Here is an 8,194-nt window from a genome sequence, read left to right as displayed (position 1 = left end):
AGTTTATATATAGATAGATATACTAAATTAAGCTGGATATCTTAAAGAGCTAAATCCTATGAGTACTGCACAGAAAGCAGGTAAAATAGATAGAATAGCCATTCTTTGACTACAAAAATAACCTGAAGTTATTACAAAAAAACAAACCCATTTGTATTTACAAAATCTTTAAAATGCCAGATTCATTAATGTATCAGCAAGATCACTTTGTTCTTTTAGAAACAAATAAGCCAGAGCAATTTTTGACCCAATCAGAGTTATTAGAAAAGCTCAAAACGACTCTCCAGCAACTTATAATTCAAGATTTACCGCCTGACTTGCAAAAGTTTGATACTGTGGAAGCTCAAGCACAATATTTACTCGACACCGGCTGTGAATTAGATATTGACCCTGGGCAATATTTACAATGGTATGTAGTTCGTTTAGAAAAGTAACTTTTTGGTTAGTGGTAAAAAAACGAGTCAATGCTGTATATAGCAATACAATTGACTTAATGATCATCCGTGGCAATTTTTAGGCGTGTAGAGACGCAAAGTTTCGCGTCTCTACTTAGGTTGATACTATCCCCTGAGAAAGTGAAAATTTCAGTTAAATTAAGTACAGAGAGGGTTTCTTTGTCGAGAACTTAAGTGAAATTTGGGTAACGACAAGCCATAAAGTTTTGGTAACAACAACTTTTTTCCCTGACTATTGACTACTGACTAGTGACTCTTTTGGAGTATTAATCAGAGCTAACTCAATTGTGTTTTCAGATGGCTGTGTTATTTGAACCTCTAATCCCGGCCCAAAATAATTAGTCATTTTTTCCTGCTTTTTTTGCCATACATCAATTGGTATTAGCGGTGAATCAAATTCTAAAATTAGGGCATAGTTACCATTAACTTCTACTTCTCGTAACCCTGTGACTGTTGGCCTTTCCTGGTCTGTGGGACTCAAACCCAGAAAAGAAAGTGTTGTATCTAAATGAGCATCTTGACCGTAACAATATCGGGTGATATCTTTGCGAATTTTATTTTGAGTATCAGTTGCTTGCTGTTCCCGCAGTTTCAATGCTGACGGTGATGTATTTTGGGTAAAGGGTACTGGCTTAAGTTCATTAGCTTTTAGTGCCAGTCCTCCCAACAATAGAGGAATACCGTAAAAAAATCCGACAAGATTGAGTGTGGCATTATTACCAGCATAGGCGACGAAGCCCATAATGGTTAATATGCCACCGATAGTTAAACCGAGTGTTCCCAAAGAGATTTGGCGTAGCATGAGCTTAAATTAGTATAAATTCTTAATACCTCAGTTTTATTATCATCGGCTATGAGTAACAAATTAGGGAAGAACATCATCCCCAGAGATTAGTAATTCAACCAATTCAAAATTGCCAGGTTAAGACTTACACAAGGATAAGTCAAGAGCTTCTAGCTTACTTAGTTTAAAATTTTTCATATCAGAGACGCTACACGTAGCCTGCTTTTGAGTAGGGGTACGGGAGACATGAGGAGTTTCTAGAGAGGACAGTTAGTGTAGTGGACTACTAAGAGTATAGTGCCCCAAAATGTTGGATTTTGAGTTAACTTAAAATTTAAAGGTAGTTAAAAATGGAAAAAAATAATGGATCTACAGACTATAAAAGAACGAATTGTTGCAGTTCAAAGTAAACGCGAGTACCTATTAGGACTGCTAGAGCAACCAAACCTGGGAACATTGAGAGTTGACGTAAATCAGGCTTTGGAAGAACTAGATGAATTAATTGATGAATTTAAACGCACCATTCCGGTAGAGTAGCAAATAGCACACATGCGTCGGTTTAACTGTCAACTTCAGCTAATACCGACGCTCCGTAGTACTATAATATTCTCGAATCCCCAAAATTTAACTAAGCCTGAGCTGGCGAAGCAACATAGTTGTATCATTTACCCTGCAACTGAATCATCTTTTGCACGCTGACCTAAGCGCTTAACTAAAGCAATCAGTTCGCTTGTCGGTACATCTTTCTTGCAAACGTCATCAAAGCTAGATATTGCCTTAGTTCCTTGAAAATTTACGTCTTCTACTGAGGAGTAAGCAAGGATTTGGGTGTTAGGAGATATAGCTTTAATTTGGCTAGACGCGCTCCAGCCATCCATGACTGGCATTTGTAAATCTAGAACAATTACGTCAGGATGACAACGTTTAACCATTTCTATAGCTTCTTCACCATTACTAGCTAAACCTACTACTTGAATATTCTCCTGACAAGAAAAAACCAATTGTAAGGTTAGACGAGTCAGTTCATGGTCATCAACTACTAGAACACGCAAGGTAGAAAGCTCACAGGATAACATTAACATTGAGGGGAAAGACAAATTTATTCAGAATAACCTCTCTAGTCTATGGGAACACGTGCCAGCACTAACTCTATCCAATGGGTGATTGAAGAAGAATTCAGAATTTATAAATCAGTAATCTTGATGCTCTTTACGAGATGCTTTTGCTAGGAAGATCGCCGCAGGGGTAAGCGGACTCGCTATCTCTATGCTATCTGCTTTTTGATCGGAATTCATTCTGAATTTGGAATCCTGATTCATGAATTCTGTGTGAACCTATGACAAATAACTTAGATAACTTTTAAAAGTTATCTAAGTTTAGCTAGTTGTCAAAGTTAAAGTGACTTATTTTTTAATCAATCAAGTTTGAGATTACACCAGTTGAGCGTAATGCCATATTCATAAGAATTTTTTGTGAATTGGCTTCTGGAGAATCATCATAAGGACGGCGTTGAATGTAAGTGCCATCGGCTTGTAATTCCCAAGCTTGGCGATTATCTGCGAGCATAATTCCCATAATTTCTTGCAAATCCTTTGCAATATCTGGGTCTTTCACTGGGGTAATTACTTCGACTCGACGATCTAGGTTGCGGCGCATCCAGTCGGCACTGCCAATAAAGATTTCCTCCTGTGTATTGTTATGAAAATAATAAATGCGAGAGTGTTCTAAAAAGCGACCGACGATGCTGATAATGCGAATATTTTCACTAATATCTTTTAGTCCTGGACGCAAACAGCAAACGCCCCTGATAATTAAGTCTATTTGCACACCGGCGCGGGAAGCTTCATATAAAGTGGCGATAATTTGCGGATCGACTAGGGAATTCATTTTGGCAACAATGCGTCCAGAAAATCCATTTTGAACATTTTCAATTTCGCGGTTAATTAGTGCCAAAAAGCGATCGCGCATATTCACAGGTGCAACCAGCAATTCTCGATAAGACTTTTGCAGGGAGTATCCTGTCAAGAAATTAAATAAATCTGTGATATCAGCACCTAATTCTTCACGGCAACTAAACAATCCCAAATCTGTATACAGCCGTGCCGTTTTAGGATTATAATTACCAGTGCCAATATGTACGTAGCGGCGTATTCGATCTTTTTCCCGCCGTACTACCATAACAGTTTTACTGTGGGTTTTCAGCCCGACTAAACCATAGACTACATGAACTCCAACTCTTTCTAGTCGTTTTGCCCAGTAAATATTATTTTCCTCATCAAATCGCGCCTTTAATTCCACGAGTACAGATACCTGCTTATCATTTTCGGCCGCGGCAATTAGGGCATTGACTATGGGCGAGTCACCAGAAGTCCGGTAAAGGGTCATCTTGATGGCTAAAACATTCGGATCGTAGGCAGCATGGGTAATAAAGCGCACCACTGTAGCCGAAAAGGATTGATAGGGATGGTGTACTAGCAAATCCTTTTCCCGAATTACAGCAAAAAAGTCTTTTCCTTCGTCCGTTTCCAGCGTATCTGGATCTAAACTTGGTTCCCTCAGCCTTTGCAAGCGTAATGGTACAACAGATTGGCGTGGTGGATCTTTGAGTTCCGGCAATGGCAAGGACATAAAAGACATCAAATCCCGCAGTCCCAAAAGACCATCTACTTCATAGAGATCACTTTCTGTTAATTCCAAATCATGCAATAATCGCGATCGCACTATTTCAGGAGTCTGGGATTGAATTTCTAGCCGCACTGGACTTCCGCCTAGCCGCCGTTTTCGCAATTCCTGTTCAATCGCTAACAATAAATCATCTGCTTCATCTTCTTCTAAGACCAAATCGGCATCACGAGTAATGCGGAACGGATGATATTCTTGAATATTCATCCCTGGAAATAGAGATTCCAAGTTATGAGCGATCGCTTGTTCTAAAGGTACTCCAGTCCAGTGGGCAGGTTTCTCGTTATTTTGGTCTCCCAACTCCGGCGGTATCGGTAAAAATCGTGGGAGAACACTGGGAACTTTAACTCTGGCAAAGAATTCTTCTTCGGTGTCTGGATTTTTGACCACAACAGCCAGATTCAGACTGAGATTAGAAATAAATGGAAAAGGATGACTAGGATCAACAGCCAGAGGAGTCAAAACTGGAAATACTTGTTCCTCAAAATAATGGTTGAGATGAGTTCGCTGTTTTTGATTCAAATCTATGTAATCCAGAATATGGATGCCATGATTTGCTAGTAGAGGACGAAGTACTTGTTCAAAATGTTGATGCTCTTTTTTTACATGAGGAATCAGGGTAGACCTAATATCATCTAGCTGTTGTTGTGGTGTCCGACCATCGGGAGTTAACAGACTGACTTTCGCCTCTACTTGTTGCTTTAAACCAGCAACACGCACCATGAAAAACTCATCCAAATTAGAGTTGAAGATTGCTAAAAACTTGAGGCGTTCGAGAAGAGGCGTGCGATCGTCACAAGCTTCATGTAATACCCTGGCATTAAATTGTAGCCAGCTTAACTCTCGGTTAAGATAATATTGTGGATCGTTTAAATTGATGGGATTGGCGCTTTTCTTCGATTTTGCCATAACGATCTTAGGGTAGCCAGATGTAGCCCATACAGATGGAGAACAATACACATAGTAAATTAAATTGGGCATCCAAGTGAAGCGGTTTGTCCCTAATTGTCGCTTTTAGAAAAATCCTAAAAACTTATTTTTCTTGAGTTTCTTTTTTCTCCTGAGTTTCCTTAGCGGCTGCGGCAATCGGTAATTGAAGATTTTGGTCGTAGACAAACTCTTTATTAATTGCTATTTCTAATTTTGGTAAAGTGTTGCTGCTGGCGATGCCATCTTGAACAGGAACGCGCAATGTATAGTTACCAACAGGAACGGCATCTAGACGGTAAAGACCAAATTGATCAGTCACAGATGATACTACTCGTTTGCCTTGAGCATCAACTAGTTCTACTTCTACATTTGGTATTGGCTGACCTGACACATCAGTAATTTTACCTGCCATACCATATTCTAATCTAACGGGGAAATCTAATTGAGTCACAGCTGCACCTGCTACTTCCGCAACTATAGAAGTTTTCCGCACAGCAACTTCAATTGGTAATTCGTCTGGGTCTAGTGCAATTACATAGACACCTTCTCGCAAGTTACCAACAAAGAAATTACCTTGAGCGTCTATTTTAGCTGTACCGACAGTGCGACCACGGTTATCGTAAACATTGATAATACCTCCACCAAGGTCTGCACCATTTCTGTCACCTTGAACAACCATTCGTCCAGCGATCGCTCCTCTGTCTTTGCTAACTGTGCTATATTCAGCCGGCGACACTCTACCGCCAGCAAATGATAAATCTGATACTAAGGATATGGTCAGGCGATCGTCCCCAATGCCACCAAGAATGTTTCTATTTCTAGAGGGGATGCCTTGATAATCAATTGAGGCGAATAATCCTGGCACTATCCGCATACTAGCACCTACAACCGGCCCAACTTCTCCATCTCTATATCCTAGTCCTAAGCGCCAACTCAGACCTGAAAGGCTAGGAGAGCTATAATTTAGTCCCAAAGTGTAACGAGTCGCTAAATCACCACCCGATTCAGTTCCGAAGGATACTAAATAATCACGGCTTAGGTTATAGCCAAAATCTGTTGAGTAGACATCACCAAAAGAGTTAAAAGATAATCTGCTATTTCTTGTTGGTTGGTAAAAAGCATTTAATGAATAGTTACCAAAATAATCTGGTGTACCTCTAAAAGATAAGTTAGACAATGGACGGAATGAAAAAGTTGGCAGAATGTAATTACTTGAATCACTTTGGTTTTGGTAACTACGGGCAATAAAGCCTAAACTAAAATTATTGCTGAATTTATATCTGACATCTAGAGCATTATTCTTGCGATCGCGTGATCGGTCATTGCTGCTAAAATAGCCTGTTGGATATAATTCAGAAACTCCCAAAATTTGCCAACGAGCCAACTGAATATCCAAATTAGCCGTATAACCTAACTCACTTCTAGAAGTACCGACATTCGCTGATAAAATTACAGGGCTTGCTAAACGCCAAGCAAAACCTGCCTGTGCTTGTGTAGTATCAGGTAATAATTGTGCAGAGCTTTCCAACGTTAAATTATCAGATATACCCTGGCGTATCTGATAAAATCCAGCGAACTGGCCTGATTGAGTTGAAGGAAAATCATCCAATAAATTATTTTGGATATAGTTACCCGTTAATCCTATACCGGCTAACTGCACATTACCGCCTGCTGGTAACAATAAATCTGAAGCATTGAGTCTTAAAGAACGAACTTCTGTAGGTACGCTGAAATTATTGCGGTCAAATACAAACAGTTCAATATCATTACTTTGACCAGTAGGCAAATTGACATCTGCAAATTCATATTCTCCACTTAGTCCTACCTGCCGTTGAGCAATCACAACGCCACTAACTCTTAACTGAACAAAACTGGCTGGGGGAACTACACCACGAAATGTTTGTATAGGTTGGGAACGTCTTGGTAGAAGCTCATTAGCACTATAACCTGTATTAAACCTGTCGGCAGGTAGATTAGTATAACCAATCTGCGCTCCCGTCAAATTGAGATTAGTAGCTAAAGGATTTAACCCAATTTGTTGGCGACCTATTTGATAAAGCATTCGCCCTGAGCGCTTAAAGTAAAAATATTCACTTAATTGGGGCTGGTTAACAAAATCATTCTCTAAACGTAACCGCCACGCACCACCTCCTAAACGCCCACCCAAAAGAGAAGAACTACGCCAGTTTGCATTACCTGAATTACTGTAATAATTTAACTCTTGCCGGAAATTAGATAAACCACTACTAGGAGGTCTAACTTCAGGCTTGAGGTCAATTACCTGATTTCCAGATTCTCCACTGCCTCTGCGCCAAGGTAAATCAACATTCAAAGCTAAATCTGAAGTTTTTAGCTCTATTTCGGTAAGTAGTTTCTCTTTTAGGAAAGTATCACTAATATAAGTAATACCATTAATTTTTTTTAAGTCTGACTCTGTAACAGTTACTATACCTAAAGGTGTTTTCAGTTGGGTTTTTCCGATATCACTATTCTCAACCGTAAATCCAGCAATTTGGGCAAAATCAGACAGTGGAATTAATAATTTCCCTTCCTCTGGAATAACTTCTAAACTTCCAACTTCTTGTCCATTAATGAATACTCCCAACAATAAACTTTTAGCTTCCGCCAAGATATTATTAATAGGAGGATTTGCCGGAGGATTATTCTTACCTGTTGAGCTTTTTAAAACATCACTGCTATGAGGGCTTGGAATAACTATATTATTGTTAATCCTTTGTTCCTTTTCAGGAGATATCGGATTTTTTGCATTATGATTATGAGCGGCACTTCTGATATCTCTTAGAGTACTTTTGATATCACGAATAGCTGAATGCTGAGACGCTGCTGAGGGTGTGATACTTTGAGCTACAACCTGTTGACTAAGTTGCTTGGTGTGAGAATCTAAAGCATTTTCAGTAGTTATGTTACTAGCTGTAATGTTTTCATTGTCTACCTTGTAAGAATCCTGTGATTTATCCGTGGAAAACTCAGGTGGTAATGTTTCTGGTGGTGAAGGAGTTGCAATTGCTCCGGCAAATGCTTTATGTTCTTGACTAATGCGGGTATCTAACTGCGTTTTAAAAGAACCATTCTCTGACTGTATAATTGTAATCGGTGGGGGAGATGCTGAAGGTTGGTAGAGCATAAACTGAAGTACACAAATTTGTATGGGTAGCCTAAGAAACTTCCCGGCTATAAATCATTTATGGGAAGATAAATAAACTTGGTTAGCGAAATTTAAGCTTTTATAAACCCAAAAGCTAAAACACATTTATTTTGCACATTTAAATTCCATCCAACTCGTGGAATGAGCATCTTACCCAGACCAATTAACGCAATTTAA

At 39.3% G+C, this 8,194-nt stretch carries 6 protein-coding genes; 2 read left to right on the top strand and 4 right to left on the bottom strand.

The annotated features are described in order from the left end of the window. Positions 1–173 precede the first annotated feature (173 nt). The gene (locus tag G1O98_RS08040) at positions 174–434 is read left to right on the top strand and encodes a chlororespiratory reduction protein 7 (RefSeq protein ID WP_163928278.1); all 261 of its coding nucleotides are present in this window, start codon (positions 174–176) and stop codon (positions 432–434) included. A 253-nt stretch (positions 435–687) separates the two neighbouring features. On the opposite strand, the gene G1O98_RS08035 is transcribed toward G1O98_RS08040, so the two are convergent. Further along, a complete protein-coding gene (locus G1O98_RS08035; protein WP_163928276.1) occupies positions 688–1,257 on the bottom strand; it encodes a DUF2854 domain-containing protein in 570 nt (189 codons plus the stop codon). A gap of 345 nt (positions 1,258–1,602) precedes the next feature. On the opposite strand from G1O98_RS08035, the gene G1O98_RS38725 reads away from it, so the two are divergent. Further along, positions 1,603–1,776 carry a hypothetical protein gene (locus tag G1O98_RS38725; RefSeq protein WP_012412001.1) on the top strand — a complete coding sequence of 58 codons (174 nt, stop codon included), beginning with the start codon at positions 1,603–1,605 and terminating at the stop codon, positions 1,774–1,776. A gap of 128 nt (positions 1,777–1,904) precedes the next feature. Here the strand turns inward: G1O98_RS38725 and G1O98_RS08030 are convergent, their stop codons facing one another. The 3 genes from G1O98_RS08030 to G1O98_RS08020 all read right to left on the bottom strand — a co-directional run bounded on the left by G1O98_RS08030 (position 1,905) and on the right by G1O98_RS08020 (position 7,996). Continuing rightward, positions 1,905–2,321 (bottom strand): response regulator transcription factor, encoded by a 417-nt coding sequence (locus tag G1O98_RS08030; protein ID WP_163928274.1) that lies wholly within the window; start codon positions 2,319–2,321, stop codon positions 1,905–1,907. A gap of 328 nt (positions 2,322–2,649) precedes the next feature. Further along, complete coding sequence (ppk1, locus tag G1O98_RS08025) at positions 2,650–4,830, bottom strand: polyphosphate kinase 1 (RefSeq protein WP_163928272.1); 2,181 nt, start codon at positions 4,828–4,830, stop codon at positions 2,650–2,652. Between the two features lie 124 nt (positions 4,831–4,954). After that, entirely contained in the window at positions 4,955–7,996 is a 3,042-nt protein-coding gene (locus G1O98_RS08020) for a carboxypeptidase regulatory-like domain-containing protein (protein WP_163928270.1), read from the bottom strand. Between the last annotated feature and the right edge of the window lie 198 nt (positions 7,997–8,194).

The organism is Nostoc sp. UIC 10630, assembly GCF_010747425.1.
Classification (GTDB): Bacteria; Cyanobacteriota; Cyanobacteriia; order Cyanobacteriales; family Nostocaceae; genus Nostoc.
This window is presented reverse-complemented; position numbering and strand designations above follow the sequence as displayed.